The organism is Virgibacillus sp. FSP13 (assembly GCF_054048505.1).
The window spans coordinates 24,523-46,565 of record NZ_JBSVKG010000020.1; the positions used below are offsets into that span (position 1 = coordinate 24,523).

At 39.8% G+C, this 22,043-nt stretch carries 15 protein-coding genes and 1 pseudogene; 10 read left to right on the plus strand and 6 right to left on the minus strand.

The window, feature by feature from the left end; translation table 11 throughout:
• Positions 1 to 23: 23 nt before the first annotated feature.
• The 3 genes and pseudogenes from ACW2QC_RS15140 to ACW2QC_RS15150 all read left to right on the plus strand — a co-directional run.
• Entirely contained in the window at positions 24 to 3,215 is a 3,192-nt protein-coding gene (locus ACW2QC_RS15140; RefSeq protein ID WP_457544786.1) for a DEAD/DEAH box helicase, read from the plus strand.
• Positions 3,216 to 3,415: 200 nt separating this feature from the next.
• Positions 3,416 to 4,585 (plus strand): N-acetylglucosamine-6-phosphate deacetylase, encoded by a 1,170-nt coding sequence (nagA, locus tag ACW2QC_RS15145; protein WP_457544787.1) that lies wholly within the window; start codon positions 3,416 to 3,418, stop codon positions 4,583 to 4,585.
• A gap of 206 nt (positions 4,586 to 4,791) precedes the next feature.
• Positions 4,792 to 4,950, plus strand: a pseudogene (locus tag ACW2QC_RS15150) (aspartate/glutamate racemase family protein); the annotation flags it as partial.
• Here ACW2QC_RS15150 and ACW2QC_RS15155 read toward each other — a convergent pair.
• On the minus strand, positions 4,944 to 5,486 hold the full coding sequence (locus tag ACW2QC_RS15155; RefSeq protein ID WP_457544788.1) for a uracil-DNA glycosylase: 543 nt from the start codon (positions 5,484 to 5,486) through the stop codon (positions 4,944 to 4,946). The pseudogene ACW2QC_RS15150 and the gene ACW2QC_RS15155 sit on opposite strands and share 7 nt — an antisense overlap.
• A gap of 255 nt (positions 5,487 to 5,741) precedes the next feature.
• On the opposite strand from ACW2QC_RS15155, the gene ACW2QC_RS15160 reads away from it, so the two are divergent.
• The 5 genes from ACW2QC_RS15160 to ACW2QC_RS15180 all read left to right on the plus strand — a co-directional run bounded on the left by ACW2QC_RS15160 (position 5,742) and on the right by ACW2QC_RS15180 (position 14,052).
• Entirely contained in the window at positions 5,742 to 7,004 is a 1,263-nt protein-coding gene (locus ACW2QC_RS15160; RefSeq protein WP_457544789.1) for a metallophosphoesterase family protein, read from the plus strand.
• Between the two features lie 3 nt (positions 7,005 to 7,007).
• Positions 7,008 to 10,538, plus strand: a complete 3,531-nt coding sequence (locus ACW2QC_RS15165) for an AAA family ATPase (protein WP_457544790.1) — start codon at positions 7,008 to 7,010, stop codon at positions 10,536 to 10,538.
• Positions 10,539 to 10,947: 409 nt separating this feature from the next.
• Complete coding sequence (locus ACW2QC_RS15170) at positions 10,948 to 12,141, plus strand: DUF4317 domain-containing protein (protein WP_457544791.1); 1,194 nt, start codon at positions 10,948 to 10,950, stop codon at positions 12,139 to 12,141.
• 196 nt (positions 12,142 to 12,337) lie between these two features.
• A complete protein-coding gene (locus ACW2QC_RS15175; RefSeq protein WP_457544792.1) occupies positions 12,338 to 13,447 on the plus strand; it encodes a flavin monoamine oxidase family protein in 1,110 nt (369 codons plus the stop codon).
• Between the two features lie 362 nt (positions 13,448 to 13,809).
• Positions 13,810 to 14,052 carry a hypothetical protein gene (locus tag ACW2QC_RS15180; RefSeq protein WP_457544793.1) on the plus strand — a complete coding sequence of 81 codons (243 nt, stop codon included), beginning with the start codon at positions 13,810 to 13,812 and terminating at the stop codon, positions 14,050 to 14,052.
• A gap of 87 nt (positions 14,053 to 14,139) precedes the next feature.
• Here ACW2QC_RS15180 and qoxD read toward each other — a convergent pair whose 3' ends face one another.
• Genes qoxD through qoxA form a run of 4 tightly spaced genes read right to left on the minus strand, consistent with a single transcriptional unit; the run spans position 14,140 to position 17,925 of the window.
• On the minus strand, positions 14,140 to 14,424 hold the full coding sequence (gene qoxD / locus ACW2QC_RS15185; RefSeq protein ID WP_457544794.1) for a cytochrome aa3 quinol oxidase subunit IV: 285 nt from the start codon (positions 14,422 to 14,424) through the stop codon (positions 14,140 to 14,142).
• 1 nt (position 14,425) lies between these two features.
• Positions 14,426 to 15,022 carry a cytochrome aa3 quinol oxidase subunit III gene (gene qoxC / locus ACW2QC_RS15190; protein WP_457544795.1) on the minus strand — a complete coding sequence of 199 codons (597 nt, stop codon included), beginning with the start codon at positions 15,020 to 15,022 and terminating at the stop codon, positions 14,426 to 14,428.
• On the minus strand, positions 15,022 to 16,968 hold the full coding sequence (gene qoxB, locus ACW2QC_RS15195; protein ID WP_457544796.1) for a cytochrome aa3 quinol oxidase subunit I: 1,947 nt from the start codon (positions 16,966 to 16,968) through the stop codon (positions 15,022 to 15,024). Before qoxB ends, qoxC begins: the two co-directional genes overlap by 1 nt.
• A gap of 45 nt (positions 16,969 to 17,013) precedes the next feature.
• On the minus strand, positions 17,014 to 17,925 hold the full coding sequence (gene qoxA / locus ACW2QC_RS15200; protein WP_457544797.1) for a cytochrome aa3 quinol oxidase subunit II: 912 nt from the start codon (positions 17,923 to 17,925) through the stop codon (positions 17,014 to 17,016).
• A gap of 463 nt (positions 17,926 to 18,388) precedes the next feature.
• Between qoxA and ACW2QC_RS15205 the strand changes: the two genes are divergently transcribed.
• The gene (locus ACW2QC_RS15205) at positions 18,389 to 18,790 is read left to right on the plus strand and encodes a hypothetical protein (protein ID WP_457544798.1); all 402 of its coding nucleotides are present in this window, start codon (positions 18,389 to 18,391) and stop codon (positions 18,788 to 18,790) included.
• 611 nt (positions 18,791 to 19,401) lie between these two features.
• Here the strand turns inward: ACW2QC_RS15205 and ACW2QC_RS15210 are convergent.
• Positions 19,402 to 20,856 carry a DHA2 family efflux MFS transporter permease subunit gene (locus ACW2QC_RS15210; protein WP_457544799.1) on the minus strand — a complete coding sequence of 485 codons (1,455 nt, stop codon included), beginning with the start codon at positions 20,854 to 20,856 and terminating at the stop codon, positions 19,402 to 19,404.
• Between the two features lie 213 nt (positions 20,857 to 21,069).
• Between ACW2QC_RS15210 and ACW2QC_RS15215 the strand changes: the two genes are divergently transcribed.
• Complete coding sequence (locus ACW2QC_RS15215; RefSeq protein ID WP_457544800.1) at positions 21,070 to 21,657, plus strand: TetR-like C-terminal domain-containing protein; 588 nt, start codon at positions 21,070 to 21,072, stop codon at positions 21,655 to 21,657.
• Positions 21,658 to 22,043 lie beyond the last annotated feature (386 nt).

A 22,043-nucleotide genomic window follows, 5' to 3' on the forward strand; every position in this document is an offset into this window, starting at 1 on the left:
ATTACAAAAAAGGAGGCAACCCCATGGAAATGAAACTCAATCAAAAAATCATCAAAGAACGGTGTGGGGCTGTCTCTTTTAAGCGAGGAGAAGCCTTTTATCGGAACGGAAAAGTAACAGTAGAAGAGGTAGCTCCCGATTCCTTACATGCCACAGTACATGGAGTGGAGGATTTTCATGTACACCTTGAGAAATCTTCTAAAGGATTTCAGGCGACCTGTAGCTGTCCATCGCTTTCTTCTGTTCAAAAGGACTGCCAACATGTTGCTGCGGTATTAATTGCTTGGCAATATCACCAGCAAGAGAAAAATCAGGATGGACGGGCCTTTGACCAAACAGAAGGAGAACTATCGGAAGGATTGTTACGATTATTTGAGTCGAAACCAACCCCTCGAAGTGGCCAGCAAATCCATTTTGAAAATAGAGAAGTTCTGGATACGACTTTTATCTGTAAAGGAGTTACTGCCGGAGGGAATGAACGATTCGGTATTGAAATTTCCATCGCATCAGAGAGAATAGCGGATCTCCGCGAATTTTTGGAGAACGTTCGGAGAGGTAGAACTCATGCCCTTTCACAAGAATTCCTATACGACCCAACTAAGTATTGTTTTGACAGCGTGACCGATGCCATTGTGCAGGAGCTCATTCTTGTGATGGATGATGAAAAAGTGTATCGTCGTGCAATATCTAAAAGCCTTCATCAGGACAAAGGGATGCTCCTCGTTCCAGCATCCTCCTGGAATAGAATCGAACCATTATTGGTATGTGCTCCGCAAGTCATCTTACAATACGCTGGGAAAAGCTATCATCATTTTCATGTGTCTGATGAACCGTTACCTTTAACATTTGAATTTACGGGTACAAAGGAAAATGGATATCAATTGCTTATTAACGGTTTAAGCGAAATGATGATTTTAAAAGAATATGACACTGTCCTATCGGCTGGGGAAGTTGTTGTCGTAAAAAGAGGGGAAGCGGAACGTCTCTATGAATTGAAGCGAATGCTAGAGCGTTCCAAAACGAATGAAATTGCGATACCGACTCATCAATTGAAATATTATATGGAACAGTTATTGCCACATTTAAGAAAAATGGGGGAGGTCCATTTATCTGGGGAAATTACTGCCCAACTACATAAAACACCCCTCCAGGCAAAGCTCTATGTAGATCGTGTGAACAATCGTCTGCTTGCGGGGCTGGAATTTCATTATGAGGGGGTGGTCATCAATCCACTCGATCATCAGCAACCAAAGGTAGGTTCGATGATTATTCGCGATACAGAGAAGGAAGAAACGATTCTTCAGTTGATGGAGGAGAGTAAGTTTACCCAAACAGAGAGTGGCTATTACCTGCAAAATGAGGAATTAGAATATAATTTTTTGTACCATGAATTGCCGAAACTGCAGAAATTGGTTCAAGTGTATGCGACAACTGCTGTACGCATGCGAATTTTACCAAAAACAACAATCCCGAAAATCAAGGTGAGGCATTACAAGGAACGGACCCACATGCTTGAGTTTACGTTTTCGGTTGACGGTATTCCAGAGGCAGAAATCAAAGAGGTGTTAGCAGCACTAGAGGAAAAGCGGAAGTATTACCGGCTGCGGGATGGTGCATTGCTATCCCTGGAGACGAGAGAAATGGAAGAGATCGGGCGTTTCTTGCATGCTGTCCCCGTTCAAGATGATGAATGGGAAAAGCGCTTCGAAGTTCCTGTTGTGGAAGGGCTAAGGCTTATCAATTATTTTGAGGATAGTGATGCCGTTTCGCTGGAAGCATCATTCCGTGATTTTCTAGAGAAACTTCAACATCCAGAACGCCTGCATTTTGAGGTTCCGGAACAATTAGAGGGAGTTTTGCGTAACTATCAAAAACAGGGGTATCACTGGATGAAGACTCTTGCTAGTTATGGATTTGGTGGAATTCTAGCGGATGATATGGGACTTGGGAAAACCATTCAAAGCATTGCATTTATTTTATCCGAACTTCCAATTATTCGTGAAAAAGGACAGCCGGCATTAATTGTGTGTCCTTCATCTGTTACGTATAACTGGCAAAGTGAAATTATGAAATTCGCACCAGAGATTCAAGCGATGATCCTCGATGGAAACAAGTCAGAACGGATGCAGTTGCAAAAAGAAATAGCAGATATGGACGTCGTCATCACGAGCTATCCATTACTTAGAAGTGATTTGCGCTGGTACGAGAAACAGGAATTTCATGTTGTCTATTTTGATGAAGCACAAATGTTTAAAAATGCCTTAACCCAAACTGCCCGAGCGGTGAAACAACTGCAGGCAACCCACCGTTTTGCTTTAACAGGTACGCCAATGGAAAATGCGCTAGAGGAGCTCTGGTCAATCTTTCATGTCGTTTTTCCTGAGTTATTCTTAGGGCTAAGGGAGTACAGTGAATTAACGAATAAACAGATCGCCCGGAGGATTCATCCATTTATGCTCCGCAGGGTCAAGGAGGATGTGCTTGATGAATTACCAGAGAAAAGGGAAGTAATCGAAGCGACTGAATTACTGCCTGAGCAGAAGACACTCTATGCCAGTTACTTGGCCAAATTGCGCCATAAAACCCTCAAGCATTTGGACCAGGAAACAATACGGAAAAATCGCATTAAAATCCTAGCCGGAATAACTCGGCTGCGTCAAATTTGTTGTCATCCAAGATTATTTGTCGATGGATATGAAGGGTCTTCGGCAAAATTTGAACAGCTGATGCGGATTATCGAGGAAGCAAGGCAATCTGGACGACGCCTGTTGATTTTTTCCCAGTTTACAAAGATGCTGCAGTTCATTGGGCAAGAAATCGCTTTTCAAGGTATTCCATATTTTTATTTGGATGGACAGACGCCGGCAGAGGAAAGAGTGGCGTTATGTAACAGTTTTAATGCCGGCGAACGGGATATCCTTTTGATTTCCTTAAAAGCAGGTGGGACTGGGCTTAATTTGACTGGGGCAGACACCGTTATTTTTTATGATAGCTGGTGGAATCCTGCCGTCGAAGAACAAGCAGCTGACCGCGCCCATCGCATCGGTCAAAAACAAACGGTTCAAGTCATCAAGCTGGTAGCCAAAGGGACGATTGAGGAAAAAATGAATGAATTACAAGAGAGGAAGCGGCATTTGATCGAGCAAGTCATCGATCCAAAAGATGAGCGGCTCAACCGTTTAACGGAAGAGGATATACGGGATTTGTTGGGGTAGGGGGCTGGAACTGGGGGGTAGACCCTTTTTTAGAAAAAGGGTCTGTCCTTCACTGTACAAAGTGGTAGAAAAGTGGGACTAGCACCATAATTGATGGGTTAATTGTTTAAAAGTAGATGCTCTTACCTAAGCACCAAAATAAGCTCTTTACAATTTTTATTAGAGTTATTAATAGTTAGTCAATGGATAGCTAAAAAGCTTTGAAAAAAAGAGAGGGGAAAAGATTTTATGAAAAGGTCATTCTTAATGCCCAGGTCATCACAAAGAATGAAATAATACCAGGTGCTGTATGGATAGAAGATGGACAAATTCAAAAGATTGATAGTCACATGAATTCAGAGGTTCCAGAAGATTATCAAGTAATAGATGCGCAAGGTCATACGTTAATACCAGGAATGATTGATGTTCATATTCATGGTGCGCATGGTGCCGATATGATGGACGGTACTGTAGAAAGTATTATTGAGGTCTCTAAAACCTGTGCAAGAACAGGTTGCACATCTTTTCTTGTTACATCTGTAACCTCGTCAACAGAAGATTTAATACATATGATTCAGAATGTAAAAAAAGCAATTGGTAGTGAGTCAGGTGCCAAAATTGAAGGTATTCATCTAGAAGGCCCCTACCTAAATGTGAAACGAAAAGGAATGCAAAATGAGTTGTATTTGCGGCATCCAAATATAGAAGAAATGGAAGAGATTCTAAAAGAGACAGGTTCACTCGTCAAGATGGTTACAATCGCGCCTGAGTTGCCAGGTGGAATGGAGATGGTTGAGTTTTTAAAAGAAAGGGGAATCATCGTTTCTATTGCCCATTCTGATGCCACATATGAAGAAGCAAAGGAAGCTTTTTCTAAAGGAGCAAGCCATGTCACCCATTGTTTTAATGGGATGCGACCGATTCAACATCGGGATCCTGGAATTGTAGTTGCTGCATTTGAAGAATCTCATGTGAGCCTCCAAGCCATTGTCGATCATATTCATTTACACCCTGCCATCGTTCGATTCATGCATCGAATGAAGGGTGCTGAGGGAGTTGTTTTGATTACCGATGCATTACAAGCCATGTACATGGGGGATGGTGATTATGAATTTGGCGGACAACAAGTGACAGTTCGTAATGGAGAGGCCCGATTGGCAGATGGTACACTAGCATCAAGTACAGTTACGATGAATGAGGCCTTACGAAAATCGGTTGATAGCGGAATACTATTAGCAGAAGCGGTTTATATGGCTTCTACAGCACCTGCGAATATTCTTGGGCTTCAAAGGAAAGGTAGAATATCACCTCAAGCAGATGCCGATCTAGTATTGATAGATTCTGAATGTAATGTACTGTGGACGATGATAGAGGGCCAAATCATACGTTGAGATGGACCAATGATACCAGCGCTCTGTACTGTCTAATGAAGAAGATCCGGCGATAGGCCCTTTTTCATTAGTAAGGTACAAAATTTGAGACGTTAAAACTTTCAGGAAAGATAAGACAAATGCTGATTCTTTTGAGACTTTCATATACACGCTTGTATGTTATTTATTAGAAACTGTATTCTACTATTGAAGTAGGGGGACGAATCGTGAAAATCATTGGCTTAATTGGTGGAATGAGCTGGGAATCATCGGAAAAATATTATCGAATCATTAATGAAGAAGTAAAAAATAGATTAGGTGGTTTGCATTCCGCAACGTGCATATTATATAGTGTCGACTTTGCGGAGATTGAACGATATCAATCAACATATTGCCAGTCCTCAATGAACAGAGACCACAAATTAGGTCGTCTTCTAACTGCTAAAGGATGATATGCCACCGTTGTTTTGATACCTCTTACATCGTACATTTTCCCTCGTAATGATTTGACATCCATTTCTTCATCTTGAAAAAAAGATTGGACGGATACAATTCCTAGACATAGGATGAATGTAGGTTTTTTATTTTGTAGTTGCTGATTCAAGTGCATCATGCAAGTTTCCCTTGTCATCTCTTTATCGTAAGCACGGGTTGGTTTTCGTTTTAAAATATAGGTCACATATAGATTGTTAACACTTAATCCAACGGTTGTGGTAGCTTTTTGTAATGTCTGTCTTGTACCGCAAACGAATGGATCACCATTACGATTATCACGTGCACCTGGGTTGTCTAGGATGACCATAATCGGAGCAGTTGGATTCCCTTCTCCCCAAATCATACGTGATCCATGTTCAATCAGACCGCACTTACCGCAATCTTCAACCGTACTAGGAGTTGGTTCTTCTGGGCATATACTTGACAAAAATCGGGCATTATTCCTGTCATCTCCCTTTAAAGATTATTGTATCACCAATCCAATTTCTTATTTAAAAACCCTCGGAATGTTCCCCGTTGACAATTTGTTGCATTAATTTCAAAATAGTAATAATCTTATTTACTTGATATTATACCAAATAGTTACTTTATAGGTAATAAGAAAAGATCAATTCTTGCTAGATGAAAAAGGATAATTTGTTACAATTAAACTAGAGTTAATAGATTGTTAGGGAGGAGTATTATGGCTTTTTCGTTTATACATGCAGCAGATATTCACTTGGATAGTCCGTTAAGAGGTCTAGAAAAGTATGAAGGTGCTCCAGTTGAAGAAATTCGTAATGCAACAAGGGAAGCGTTAAAAAACTTGGTTAATAAAGCGATTGAGCAACAGGTTTCCTTTCTTATTATTGCGGGCGATCTTTATGATGGTGATTGGAAGGATTATAATACGGGATTATTTTTTGTCAGCCAAATGACGCGCTTACAAAAAGAAAATATAAAGGTGTATTTAATTCGAGGAAATCATGACGCGCAAAGTTTAATTACAAAAGAATTAAAGTTACCTGATAATGTCGTGGCGTTTCCTGTAGATAAAGCGACAACAGAAGTGGATGAAGAATTAAAAGTAGCTATCCATGGACAAGGGTTTGCCTCAAGGTCGGTAACGGAAAATCTGGCAAAAGAATATCCTGGGAAGCTTGATGGGTACTTGAACATCGGCATTTTACACACGAGTGCGACTGGCCGGGAGGGACATGAGAATTATGCGCCATGTTCTGTCGAGGAACTCGTTGCCAAGGGTTATGACTATTGGGCATTAGGACATATTCACCTACGTGAGGTATTGCATGAGCAAAATCCTGCCATTTTATTTCCGGGTAACATTCAAGGAAGACATATTCGGGAGACTGGTGATAAAGGCTGTACAATTGTCCATGTGAAGGACGGACACATTGATTCCTATGAACATCAATCATTAGATGTACTAAGGTGGGAGGTTTGTGATGTTGATGCATCCATGTCAGAAACGATCGATGACGTTATTGAGGCAGCAAGAATTCACTTAGAACAATTGCAACAACAGGCTGATGGGAGATTTTTGGCTGTGCGTTTTCATATCACAGGTTCTAGTCCTGCACACCAACAATTAATCGTTCAGAAGGACCATGTAATCAATAACCTCAGGTCGTTAGCTTTAGAAATGGGAGACATCTGGATCGAAAAAGTAAAGATAAAAACTACCCGTTTACTTAATATGGATGAACTACAAGAACAGCACACCCCTATTGCAACCATCCTAGAATTTCTAGAAAACGTGAAGCACGATGATGATGCGTTACAATTGCTACTAGAGGAATTGACTGATATTCACAATGCATTGCCATATGAATTGAAGAATGGTGAGGACGGATTGGATTTTTCAGACATGTCTACGGTCAAGGATCGATTAAAAGAAGTAGAGGATTTAATTTTGTATCATATCCAAACGAAGGCAGGTGTGTAGGAAATGAGGTTTGACTATTTACACTTAGAAGCATTCGGACATTTTACGGATTATAAGTTATTGTTTGACGACAGCAAGAGCTTTCATATTCTTTATGGACCAAATGAAGCAGGGAAAAGTACCATACTACGTTCAGTGTCCAACTTTTTATATGGATTTCCACAACAAACAGATGACTCGTTTCTCCATAACAATCAGAAGCTAAGAATTGGTGGTCAGTTGAAAAATAAGCAAGGGGAAACATTGCCATTCATCCGTCGTAAAGGTCGCAAAAATACAGTATTGGATATGGATGGACAGCCATTGGACGAAAATGTTGTACAAATGTTTCTAAATGGGATGACAGAGTCTCAGTTCCTTAATATGTTTGCTCTTGATCATGTTCGCTTGCGTGAGGGTGGCGAAAGTTTGCTTCAAAGTGATGGAAACGTTGGGGAGAGCTTATTTTCCGCTGCATCAGGTATTAGTGTGCTTCGGAATGTGCTGGAGGAGTTAGAAAACACGTCTCGTAGCCTTTATTTAAAAAGTGGTTCAAAGCCAACGATCAATCAAGCGATAAAAGAGGAAAAAGCCCTCAATAAACAAATTTCTGAAAATCAACTGAAAGTACAAGCATGGAAAGATCTAGAACAAGGGTATCTAGACGGGGAAAAGAAAATTGAAGCGCTAAGACAGGAATTTCAAGAATTGGCTACGGAAGAAATGAAGTATCGCCGGTTAAAACAAACGTTGCCCAAAATAGCACTACGTCAAGAAGCGATTGATAAGCGTAATGAACTAGAACATGTTCCAGATCTGTCTGAACGTGCGGAAGAGACCAGGAAAGAAAACATGGAACGGTTAGGATCGGCCCAAACCAAACAGGAAAATGCGATGGAGAACATCAAGAAAGTTGAAAGTGATCTGGAAAATCTATCAATCCCAGAGGGGCTTATCGAACAAGAAGCAAAAATTGAAGCATTAAATCGGGAAGTAGATAGCTATCAAAAGGATTGTAAGCAGATTCCGACTTTACAAGGGGAACAGAGACAACTAGAGCAACATGTTCTCACCGCTTTAAAAGAGATTGATGCAACGAATACTAGCATGGATCGTATTGATCAATATCGTATTTCTGCAGTAAAAAGGAAATCGATCCAAGAGCTAAGTGATAACTATCCACTACTAGAACAGGAACGGAAAAACGTTGAGTCGGATGTTGTTACAATTAACAAGGACCTCAACAAGCATACAACTGCATTAGCTGAACTCGGTGATGCCGTTGATGTGGACGCATTGGAACAGGCGATTAATCGCGTGAAGAATGAAGGAAAATTGGAAGAACGACTAAACGAAAAACAGATACAACTGAAACATTTACATCAAGAAATCAATGAATCTATTCGTCGGCTTTCTCTGTGGAATGGAACAAGTGAAGAAATTACGCAATTAAAGGTTCCTAGTTTAACAAATACTGTAAAGAAATATGGGAAGAAACAACAGGAGTTAACCCAAGAGCTTAAACAATTGAAGGATAAAATCTTTGCGGAAAAACAAAAAATAAAAGCAAATGAGGAGCGGATTCGCGAACTTGAATCGCTTGCAGATATTCCAACCGAAGATGTCTTGCAACAATTACGAAATCATCGTGATGCTGGTTGGTTAGTCATCCGAAACAAATTGAATAATGAAACGATCGATGATGAAAAGCTAGTGGCATTTACTAACGGACTCCCACTCGATTTAGCGTTTGAAAAAAGCATGGGTGAGTCAGATGATACTGCCGACATGATGCGCAGAGAAGCGGAAAAGCTTGGGGAGAAAAATAAACTCATTTCTGATATCGATGGAAGTAAGAAGACACTAGCTACATTAGAAACGGATTATGCTCATGTTGAAGCAGCATTACAGACATGGAATGAAGACTGGAAGAACGAATGGCGTCCGGCTAACATTGAACCATTAACACCTGAAGAAATGACGGAATGGCTGGAGAAACATGAGCACATCCTGTCACTAATATCTGAATTTAAAAAAGGACAGGAAGAAGTTAGCAGGCTAGAAGTGAAGCGAGATGAATTAAAAGCTTCATTAAGAGCGACACTAGCCGAACTTGAAGTTGTTTCTGATAATTCAACACTTACAGAACTTGTTAACCAGGCTGAAAAAACGAGAAAAGTTCTAACAGAAAAAAAGAGTCGTAGAAGCCATTTGCAAGACTCCGTTAATGACTTAGAGAATAAGCTGGAAGATGCAAACGACCGAAAAAATGAGGCAATCAAGCAACTCGAACAATGGGAACAAGCATGGGAAAACGCATTGCGTGGACTCACGCTTTCTGTTGATACTTCTCCAACTGTTGTAAAGGAATTATTAGAGACGTATGATGCTTGTGTTCGTAGTTTTGATGAAATGAAGCGGGTTGAAAAAGAAATTAAAACAACAAAAGAGCGGATGGATCTATTTACAGAAAAGGTAAACAGTCTCGATCATTCCCTTATACAAGCATCAGATGATATGGCAATGGATGTGATCGTAACAAACGTATACAAGGCATTGAACCAAGCCAAGCAAGATAATTTGCAGCTAAAACATTTACAACAGCAAGCACAACAACATGAACAGGATAAACAAGCAACTGAAAACGAAATAAAAGAGGCAAACACGAAACTAAACAATTTGATGGAGCAAGCAAATTGTGCCACATTAGAAGAACTGGAAAAAGTAGAAGCAGCTTTTAGACAGAAAAAAATGTATTCGGAAAAAATCGTACAGTTAGAAGAAGAATTGCTTGAAGTAGGAAATGGCCTAACGTTGGATAAATTACTAGAAGAGGCCAAGAGTGCAGATAATGATTTAATTGATAATGAGCTAGAAGAACTTAGTCGAAAACGAGATGACTTAGACAGTAATAGGTCGGTTATCGAACAAGAGCATGGTGTCGTAAAAAAGGAATACGAAGATAAAATTGAAGGAACAAACTTTGCATCGGTTCAAGCAGCTGAAGAAAAGCAAAGCGTATTAGCAAAAATTACACACTTCACCGACCAATATGTGAACTATAAATTAGCTTCCTTGTTACTAAAAAAAGGTATCGAATTTTATCGTGAACAGAATCAGAGTCCAATCATGAATCGCGCAAGTCAAATTTTTCAACGTCTTACATTACATTCATTTGACGGCATTACAGTTGATTTTGATGAAAAGGATCAACCTGTTATCATGGGGATCCGAAACGGTAATGATAAAGTGAAAGTGTCTGGTATGAGCGATGGAACGACCGATCAACTATACCTAGCTCTAAGAATAGCAAGCATTGAAAAATCCGTAATCGAAAATGAACCCATTCCACTAATCGTTGATGATATACTTGTTCATTTTGATGACGAAAGGTCAAAAGAAACGTTGAAAATTTTGCTAGAGCTATCAAAACAAACGCAAGTTATCTTCTTTACCCACCACGCTCGGCTTATTGAATTAATGAAAGAAGTGACGGTGGAAGATAGTTTTCAGCAAGAGGAAATAGAGAGTGCTGGGGCTTATGTGATGAATTGATGTGGAGTGGTTGATGGTTTGGTGTCAGTTCCTGCTACACTAAAGTGATAGATAAGTGGGGGACTGATACCATTACTTAGGATAGTAAAGGGGATTTTGGTTTAGAGATTGCCATCTTTATAGAAACGGTGAAGCTGGAAACGTGTACCGATTTGATTATTGAAAGCATTAGACAAGGCGAATACCCAACAGATTTGTCTTTAACCGCAACCCCAGCAATGTTTAACGGTATAATAGCAGTGTAAAAATACTTGTTATGCAAGTATTTTTACACTGCTATTTATTTTGAACAAAAATTCACCTCAAGTTAACACCAGGAAATTCATGGAGTAATGGTTTAAGAAGTATATATGATAGAATATATAGACAAAGAAAACAAGCTGATAACCGACTTAGGAGTGGAACGAGATTGAACAAAACAGACATAGCCGATATTCGAAAACAATTCAAATTAAATAATGATTTATTAAAAATTCATGAAATCTTTAATGTGTACATTATGAAAGAGTCGAGTGAGATTTATCATCATGAAAGTTTACCTTTTGAAATGCTGGAAGAGGAACAGAAAGAGTTATTTATGAACAACTTTAAAAAAGTACTAACAGGCCAGTTGGACGAGAAGTTGTTTGAGTTAAAGTTTCAACGTGATGTGGAAGATAACAGTCAGCTCATTCTTCATCAAGGTCTACTAAGTAACGACACAGAAGAGTGGAAAGGTCATATGCTTCGCCTTGTTGAAAAAATGCTAAAAGATAAGCAATATGAAATGGATATTGTTGTGAGCTTTATTCGGGGAGAATATATGAAGCCGATGAAAGCTCGTAATGAAGAGGCTGAAGAAAGTGAACGAGATACCGTTTATTCCCATTCCTTTATTCTATGCAGTGTGAATAAAACGCAAGATCCGAAAAAGGAATTACTGTTTGACTATGTTGAAAAGGAGTTTAAGTACAATATTGTCGTTGATCCAATTATCAATCTGAAAGCTCCAGTATCTGGATTTCTATTCCCTTGCTTCACGGAAAATGCTGCAGATGTCAACCATATTCTTTATTCGGCGGGGAAAAAATATGAACTGAATTATCATTTTATCGAGGAAGTATTAAATGCAGAAGAAACGATGACTGCTGCAGAGGATAAAATTGTATTTGAGGAAATTGTGAGACATGTTGCAGGTGACCAAATCAATACATCCACCCTTTCCAATGTGTATGATGAAATTCATCGTGTCGTGGAGGAGAATGAAGAGGAAGATGTACCGAAATTAGACTACAAAGATGTGGAAAAGGTTTTAAAAGTGAGCGGGGTAAAAGAAGTCGATACAGAAAAGGTTGAATCTGCTTTTAAAACAGTGATTGATGATGAAACATATGAGTTAAAAGCAAGTAACGTTGTACCGAAATATACATCAAAGTCGATCAAAATCGAGACAAAAGCAGCGAATGTTGCCATTAGTCCACAAGATTTAAGATATGTTCGTCAAGTACATTTCAACGGGAAACGTTTTTTAATGATTGAAGTGGAAGAAAATACGGTGATTGAGGGCTTTGAAATGATACCGGAAGCTTTGTTTCAAAAAGCGGAAGATGATGAGGAAGAATGATTGATGGAAATGGGGGACAGGTAGGTTGGAAAAGGAATCTGTCTCTCTTTTCTGTAGGTATCTTGCGGTTTTTGTTGAGGTTTGAATTTAATTGCTCAAAAATACATTCCTAGCTAGTGGCAACTTATCGATTGAATGTTAATTAGAAGTGTTCCATTTGTTTAGACAAAGTAATACGTAGATTGGAGATGAAAATATGAATGATCCTATTATAATTGTTGGAGCCGGTTTAAGTGGCCTTCGTGCGGCATCTATGCTTATTTCAAAGGGTATCAAGTGTAGAGTTCTGGAGGCGCGGGGGCGAATCGGGGGTAGAGTTTTAAGTAGGAAGGCTGAGGACAGAACTGATCTCGGTAAGTATGATCTGGGACCAACATGGTTTTGGCCGCAACATGAGCCTGTTATCTCCGGCCTTGTTAGTGAATTCGAGTTACATACATTCCTACAGCACACGAAAGGATCAATGCTTTTCGAACAGTCCCAAAATGAACCTATACAGCGGCATGTTCTACCAGAAGGGGCTATGGAGAAATCGGTTCGGCTTGCTGGTGGGGTTCGATCCCTCATTGACGCCGTATCAGCAACACTTCCCTCTAAGACGGTGGAATTAGATACGCGTGTAACGGCAATTCGGATGAATGAAGATGGAACGGTTACCGTTGAGGCAGACATTAAGGATGGAACGAAGAAGCGTATACGCACAGGAGCTGTTATTTTAGCATTACCGCCCCGAATAGTGGCACAACGCATCGCATTTTCACCTTCTCTATCATCCAAACTTATAACGAGCTTGGAAAATAAGCCCACATGGATGGCAGGACAGGCCAAGGTGGTTGCGGTTTATGATCGTCCCTTTTGGCGAGAAGATGGTCTTTCCGGCCAGGTAACAAGTTGGTGTGGTCCCTTGCAAGAGATCCATGATGCATCACCAGATACTGGTAATGGTGCACTCTTTGGCTTTTTCGGGATACCCGCAAAGATACGCCAAGAGCTGGGAGAGGAAAAAGTTCGCAAACTTGTCATTGACCAATTGACTCGTCTCTTTGGGCCCTCCGCTGAAAAACCAATTTCCCTTCTATACAAGGATTGGTCCAGCGATCCCGACACTGCGGTTGACGATGATTCCATACCACTTAGTGATTTTCCAAACTATGGTCTACCGTTAAATAATGGCGCGTGGGAAAAGAAGATCATTTTTGCCGGTACAGAAACATCTTCTGATCATGGAGGACACCTTGAAGGAGCACTTCGATCAGCAGAGCATGCGACTTTAGAAGTTATGGAGTTATACAAAGCACATTTATGATACGCTCCATTTGAAAATATACTACCTCATAAAAAGCACATTTTAATCCGTTATTGAAAAAAACAAACAGTATAAACAACAATGTAAATCGAACATAATTTTGGGAGGTATAATAACCTCCCCTTTGTTACATCCCATGTCAACGCTTTTCATCCTTTTTTGTTTTATCAAAGTTTGATAAGGATTATCTATTCAATAATTTTTAATAAAAGCAATTAAGAGCAGTTTACCGCAATTGATCCATTTAATGAAATAACACTTAAAGAGTGTATCTAAACTGTTGTAGGCACGCCGATGCCACATAATAAAAATTTGACAAAATTGTGAACATGACTAATGATAGAGATAAAGGGGATGGGTTCATGAAGTCTAATATAAAAATACTGAATGTTGTGAAGTTGGTTGGGTACACGGTGCTTACGCTCGGAATTGCTATTTTCTTATATGGATTCTTTGTAAGCGAATACAGTGCTGTGACAGCAATTGGTATTGGGATCGTTATGGGGGCTGTTTTTATCTTTCTAATGGGGGTTTTCTTTGTTGCTACCGAAGAAATGGAGAAAAATACAGCCAAAGGGGTCTTGCTTGATCCATCAAAAAAGTGAAAACGAAAAGGAGCACCCTTACAAAGGATGCTCCTTTAGCTTCAGCACCATATACGCCGCTATCCAGGTGCTTACACTTTTCGTTTTTTAAGCCATATCCCATACCATGATTAGGAGAGTACCCAATATACTGAATATGGCTATTGCAAATCCATAAATGAGGCTCGTATAGATGGTCTTTTTATCCTTTGTTTCCCCGGCATGCATAAATACAATGAGTTGCAAACTAGCTTGCACAAACGCAGTAATGAGCAAGATGGTCATCCCTGCTGCAAATGACAGATCAAAGAAATAAACAGACAGTGCAACAATGGTAAGAACCAAAGAAAAGACAAAGCCAATGACTTGTTTTCGCGGAAATAATTCGCCCATGTTACATCATTCCTTTCAAATAGATAAAGCTGAAGATAAAGATCCATACGATATCTAAGAAGTGCCAGTACAAGGAAAAGATAAACGACTTATTCGCAGTTCCTGTCGTGATTCCGTTCTTTTTCACTTGTAGCATAATAAACAATCCCCAGAACAAACCGATTGTTACATGTACACCATGCGTACCGAGTGTCGTTAGCAAACTGGCGGTGAATGCACTGATTTGCAGGCCGGCACCAACATGTACATAATGCACAAACTCATAAATTTCTACACCCAGGAAGGTAAGACCAAGCAGCAATGTAACCGTAAAAAAGCTTAGCATCGCCTTTTTATTGCCAATCCGCATCGCGTGGACGCCGAGTCCAATCGTAAAACTGCTTGTTAAGAGTACAAAGGTTTCGATGAGTACCGGTGTAATTTCAAAGATTTCTGCGCCAACTGGACCGTTTCCTGTACGATTTTCCAGGGTAAAGTAAACGGCAAACAAGGTGGCGAACAACATGATCTCGGCTCCAAGAAAAATCCAAAAACCGACAATATTGAGTTGGTTTTGTTCCGATCTATATTCAAGAGGAAGCGCATGATCCATTTTCATTAGCTAACACCTCGCATTTTCTTTTCCGTATCTTCAATTTCCTTGGCAGAAATGTAATGCCCGTCATCTTTTTCAAATGAACGATAGGCCATAAATGCAAATATCACGATTGTTGTAATAATTGCCGGTATCCACATGCTGAATACGAAGGCAAATCCCCATGCAAAGAAAACACAACTCAACAGGAATGGCCAGCCACTATTATTGGGCATGTGAATTTTTTCTATCTTGTCACTAAATATCGGACGGTCATTTTTCTTGTGATCCCAGAATGCTTCAATGGAATCTACTTCAGGTGTGGTTGCAAAGTTGTACTCCGGCACTGGGCTGTGTGTCGCCCACTCCAGTGTACGTGCGTCCCACGGATCTGCACTAATATCCCTGGAAGCATGGCGGACACTGTAATACACGTTATAGACAATTAACACAAACCCTATTGCGAGTCCAATGGCACCAGCAAACGAGAGTAAGTTAAGTGGACCAAAACCAGTCGCTTCCGAGTAGGTGTACATTCTCCGTGCCTGACCATCCAGACCGGTAAAGAACATCGGGAAGAACGTTACATTAAAGCCGATCGCAATAAACCAGAACGCCCATTTACCAATTCGTTCACTTAACATGAAGCCAAACATTTTCGGCCACCAGTATGTCAGGCCGGCAAGCATAGCAAATACAACCCCAGGAATAATCGTGTAATGGAAATGTGCCACTAGAAACATCGTGTTATGGTATTGATAATCAGCACTTGCCATTCCTAGCATAACCCCGGTCACCCCGCCGATGGTGAAAATAGGGATGAAACCGATGGAATAAAGCATTGGCACGGTAAATTCAATTTTTCCTTTCCACATCGTCAGTAGCCAGTTAAAGATCTTAATCCCGGTCGGAATCGCAATTGCCATCGTTGTAATTGCAAAAATACTATTGGTTAATGGACCTTGCCCCATAGTAAAGAAGTGGTGCGTCCAAACCAGGAATGATAAGAACGAAATAATGACGATGGAAGCAACCATCGATTTATATCCAAATAAGTTACGCCGTGCAAACGTAGAGATTACCTCACTATAGACTCCGAATGCTGGTAAAACTAAAATATACACTTCCGGATGTCCCCAAATCCAGAACAGGTTGGCCCAGAGCATATCCATTCCGCCATTCGTTGTGGTAAAGAAGTTTGCTCCGAATAACCGGTCCATCGTACCAAGTAATAATGTAATCGTTAATACTGGAAAAGCGAACACCACAATAACGTTGGTAATGAAAGCAGTCCAAGAGAACATTGGCATTTTCATTAATTTCATGCCAGGTGCCCGCATTTTTAAGATGGTTGTAATAAAGTTGATCCCGGAAATTAGGGTGCCGATCCCGGCAATTTGAATCGACAGCATATAATAGTTGGTGCCAACTGATTGGCTAAAATCATTTCCGGCAAGCGGGAAATACGATGTCCAACCTGCGTCTGGTGAACCGCCAACAACGAATGAAATGTTAAATAACATTGCACCCATAAAATATAACCAGAAACTAAGGGCGTTCAACCGCGGAAATGCTACGTCCCGGGCTCCAATTTGTAAAGGGACAACAAAGTTCATTAATGCATAGATAAAGGGCATTGCCATAAAGATAATCATGACGACCCCATGTGTGGTAAAGACTTCGTTGTAATGCTGGGCGTCTAGGAACGCATTTTCAGGCACAGCAGTTTGCGCCCGCATCATAATCGCATCTACTCCACCACGAAAGAGCATGAGCAATGCGGATATTAAATACATAATACCAATTCGTTTATGATCAACGGTTGTCAGCCATTCACGCCATAAATATCCCCATTTTTTAAAATAGGTCAAACCAGCAATAATCGCAATTACTGTTAGACCAATGGCAACCATCGATGCATAAATGAGAGGATCTGCATGAGGAATGGCAAACCGATCAAAGTAGTTCATACTTGTTTTCTCCTTTCAAAAGTCGTTAGCAAATGTTGAAGCTATTTATTCATGATGATGCTGTTCGGCATCATCCGTATTGTTTTTATTTCCTTCTTGCGTGATATCCGATCCATGCTGGTGTCCACCATGATGGCCCTCTGGAGGTGGCAAGAAGGTTAAGTGTGTACCACTAAACGTCATTTGGCCAAGATGACCAGGCTTAAGCAGCTCGTCAAATTTTTCTTCGGTAATTGGTTTAGCTGTTTTCAGTACATCGTCAACCCATTCATCAAACTTTTTAGCAGGCATGGCTTTGACCTGGAATACATTTTCGGCAAATCCTTCACCGCTAAAGTTGGCATTACGGCCCATATACTCACCAGGCTCATCTGCTGCCAAGTGCAGTGTCGTCACCATATCGGACATGGCATATTTCTGCCCGCCAAGCTGCGGAATCCAGAAGCTTGTGATCGGTCCATACGAATAGAGTTTAAATTCAATGGCACGATTGGTTGGAATGTATAGGTAGTTAACCGTCTCGATATTTTCTTCCGGATAACTAAAATGCCATTTCCAATTCGAACTAGAAGCATAAATAATTAGTGGTTCCTGCTCTTCATAACCTTCAGGTGTCGCTTCTACCTGATACGTCGATTTGACGGTAACGATAGAAAGAAACACAATGATAATAACTGGAATAGCAACAATAATGGATTCAATCCACTTACTTCCTTCGATATGCGGCGGTTCATAATCATCTGGCTGCTTGGAAGCTCGGTATTTAAAGACAACAAAAACTAACAGACTAAATACCGCAATGACAATGATAGCCATGGTTGCGATTGATATCCAAATCACATTGGTTGTTGTTTCTGCTTGCGGGCCTTTTGGATCTAACACCTTTAAAGGCTCACAACCGGCAAGCATAATAAGTGTAACGATAAGCGAACTTAAAAAAGTCCATTTTATTTTCAATGAAAGTACCCCTTTCCATTCATTTTGCAACTTCAACTATAGTAAAATCCTTCATAATGTGATTAACTTCACAGTTGGCATACTCTATTAATGCCACAGGCAAAAATAAAAGGCAATACTTTGTGATTAATGTCACAAATTAGTCATGAATGTTTGTCAAAAAGTGTTCATGAATGGCGCTCGGGTATATGAGGGGCTTCGGGATAATGGGGATCGAACAGGGGATAGCCAATTAAAAGAGGACACCTGCTGGATGCGTCCTGGAAACATAAGATATCGATTAACAGTTAGGAAAACCGATAGAAAGTAAGGAGAACAACTGGCTCGAGCTGATAACTGTATTTAGATAAACAAGTGGAATGGGATTTTTTGTTACTAAATATGTTAAAATTAAATCATATACAAATTTTCAAAATTGGAGTTGTGAGAAAATGTATGTAAAGCATTTAAGGTGTAGGATCGGATGGTAATAAAAGATGGAAGTATTAAGAAGTTTGTAGCAAGTGGCTTCTTTGCATTGGCTGGTGCCTTTTGCAACTTTTTAATAACGTGGGGATTCTTTCAATCATTCGTAGTGTTCATCATCTTCTTTTTTGCATGCCTTTTAAATTATGAAAGTGATGATAATAAAAAAACGGATAAGGGCTTTGAATTGTTTTATAAGAATCTTTCAAACAGAAGGAAATTTATACGAAATATGTGGTTGCTTCCGGTTACGTTGGGAGCGTCAATGTTACCCTGGTTTGTGCCATCATCTTTTGAGCTTTGGAGAAAAATTATTATAACACTTATATTGCTAGGGTTAACTGTTATATCGGTATCTTATTCATATGCAAAGTGGAAAAGGGAAAATAAAAAAAGCTGATTAATAAGCGTTACATATCATTTATAGTGAATTTCCATTAACGGGTACCTTAACCGAATAACATATTTATTTAACAGGCCATTTTGTGAAATATTACGTTTTACTGTGGGGTTTAGACTCACTCTCAAGCAGTACTGAATAATTCAACGCATTGTGGTTACGTTAATAATGAAATTGTTGCTTCTATATTGGGGGAAATTTGTATTATGTTTACCCAATATTTTTATTTTAATTATATGGCAACAATCTATAGGTCAAAACGTATGATAATGGAGGCGATAACATGGTTAAAGACTCATATGCTCCAAAAGAAAAAAATAACAAAGCCAAAAGATCGAATGAACACAGAAGAAACAAGGGCAAGTCAAATGCAAGAAATACAGAGTCTTGACAGGAACACTTGGGACGGATGCGCCGTTACGTGTATGTTAAAAGAGTAAATTGGAAGAGTGGATAGGTTTGTACCACTGATAGCTATAGCGCGAATAAAAATAAAGCCCACACAAATGTTAGTGTATCACGATTTGTGTGGGCTTTTGTATTTTTTAGAAATGGTTTTGTCATCCATTCAAATGTCCAGAGCGGGTTAGTGAATCGAACGCCATGTTCCATCATGCTTCTTGTACTTGTTCCACTCGTTTAATAAAGAAGGATAGGATTAAACTGATAATCCCGAATAAAAAGATTGCAAAATATGCGTCATTAATTCCCTGAATGGAAGCTTCCATAACCATATGTGCTTTCGTTTGACCGTTTGTTCCGCCATGTGTCATGAGATCCTCTAGATGTGTATTGGTTCTGGTTGTCATGATGGTCACAAGCAGTGAAGTACCGATTGCACCTGCTACTTGTCTAGCAGTGTTCGAGATGGCAGTACCATGCGCATGAAGACTGGATGGCAGTTGATTGAGTCCTGCGGTTTGGACCGGCATTAGAAATAACGCCATCCCAATGCGGCGGCCTGCATACAGTAAAATCAGAAACGTATAGCTGGTAGCGTCTGTCAAATCTGTAAAGGTATAGGTTGTGGCTAGAATGATCGCTGTTCCGATAATCGACAACCATTTTGCACCGAAGCGATCAAAAAGTTTTCCAACAGCTGGACTCAATAATCCCATTAATAGTGCACCAGGCAACATTAGTACCCCTGCCTCCAAAGCGGTAAAGCCTCGAGCATTTTGCAGGTACAGCGGTAGTAAAATCATATCTGCATACATGACCATCGTAATCACACAATTAATGATTGTAGTCAAAGTAAACATGTTATATTTAAAGGCTTTAAGGTCGAGAAACGGCTGTTTAGAAATCAACTGTCGCCACGTAAACAATCCGATTGCAATGATACCCACTGCAAGAGACACGAGTACCTCTATGTTGGACCAACCTTTATTGCCGGCCTCACTGAATCCGTAAAGAAGCCCCCCAAATCCGATTGTTGAAAGAACTAAACTAATCATGTCAATTTTGCTTTGGGATGTTTCCGATACGTTTTTTAGAAAAATAAAGGCGCAGATGATTATGATGACTACAAAAGGAATCATGCCATAAAACAAGACTTGCCAAGGAAAAGCATCCAAAACATAGCCAGTAAGCGTAGGCCCTATTGCAGGAGCAAAAATAATCGCAAGCCCAACTGTGCCCATCGCAGTTCCCCGCTTATGTGGAGGGAAAAGCGATAAAACTACATTCATCAGCAATGGCATTGTAATTCCCGTGGAAGCTGCTTGAATTAACCGTCCAGTAAGCAATACCGGGAAATTCGGTGCGATGGCCGATACAATCGTTCCAATTAGGAAAATAAACATCGAGCTCAAGAATAACTGACGAGTCGTAAACCGTTTCATTAGAAAGCCTGTAACCGGAATCAACACGCCATTTACCAACATATATCCCGTTGTAAGCCATTGCCCCGTTGAAGCTTCAATATTAAAATACTCCATTAATTTCGGGAGGGCAACAGTCATCGTGGTTTGGTTAAATATCGTAAAGAAGGCCCCCAAAATCATAATAGTCAAAATGGGAATCTTTTTTATAGAACTGCTTTCAGTTGCTGCACTTTCCGTCAAACCAATTCATCCTTTCGAAACTAATGTAGATAATTTACACTGTGTATAATAAAAACATAAATTCAATTATAGGTTTAAGGAAAGATGATTTCAAGATACAATAATTAACAAAGTGTCTATTAGTTTACATAAATAACACTAATGTAGGTGAATTTAAAAATACACTACATATATTTATGAATTGTTGATTTGTGGAAGGGTAGGAAATATAAAATGAGTAAGAACAAGAACAAGATAGACCCACGCATCATCCGTACACGTCAATTGCTTCGAGATGCTTTTATTGGATTGCTTCAGGAAATCGATATTGAAAAAATATCTGTAAATAGCCTGACTGAACGCGCTGGCATCAATCGCGTTACCTTCTATCTGCATTATCGAGACATAACCGATATGATGGAAAAGCTGGCAGATAATATGATTGAGGATATTTCTCATGTGGTGGATCAAGCAACGGCTATACAACAACCTAAGGAAAAGTTAGATTGGGAAAGGATGATGGCAAAATTTCTCGAACAGATAGCCAAAGATGCAAATTTCTATAAAACCGTTCTCTCGACTAAAGGAATACCAATCTTTAGAAATCATCTATTACAGTTTATAGAAGAAAGGATAATTTCAAGTGTGGAGCGAAGGGGGAGTGACTCACGCATTCATAAAGCCGGCATTCAAAAAGATATTCTAATCTGGTATGATTCTGCTGCTCTTATAGGTGTAATTATCGCGTGGCTTAGAAATGACATGCCATATACACCTTCTTATTTAGCTAAACAATTTTATTTGATTCATAATAGGAAATGACAAAGCCCAGGCACTCGATGGCTAAATCAAATCAGCTTCAAAAAGAACGCCATCAAGGTTACCGTTTCTAAACCAAATTATCGGCAAAATGTCCTTCATTCAATTTTTACAGTACACAGTGTGGATGAACCGTTTTGGTTGTAAGCATCCTCCTTCTCTCCAAAGAATAGGCAAAAAAACCAGATGAACAAAGAAGAGTAAAAGGCAAATCTAATACAAGAAATACCGAGTCGTGACTGTGAACCATGGGAAATGTCCACCAAATTAAAGTTGCTCTTGTATGACAGATCGTACAAGGGCAAAGAAGGGAAGTCTTGTTAAGATCTACAGACTTCCCTTTTATTTATCTATAGAATGATATGAAAAATAAGTGTATCCGCCATCCG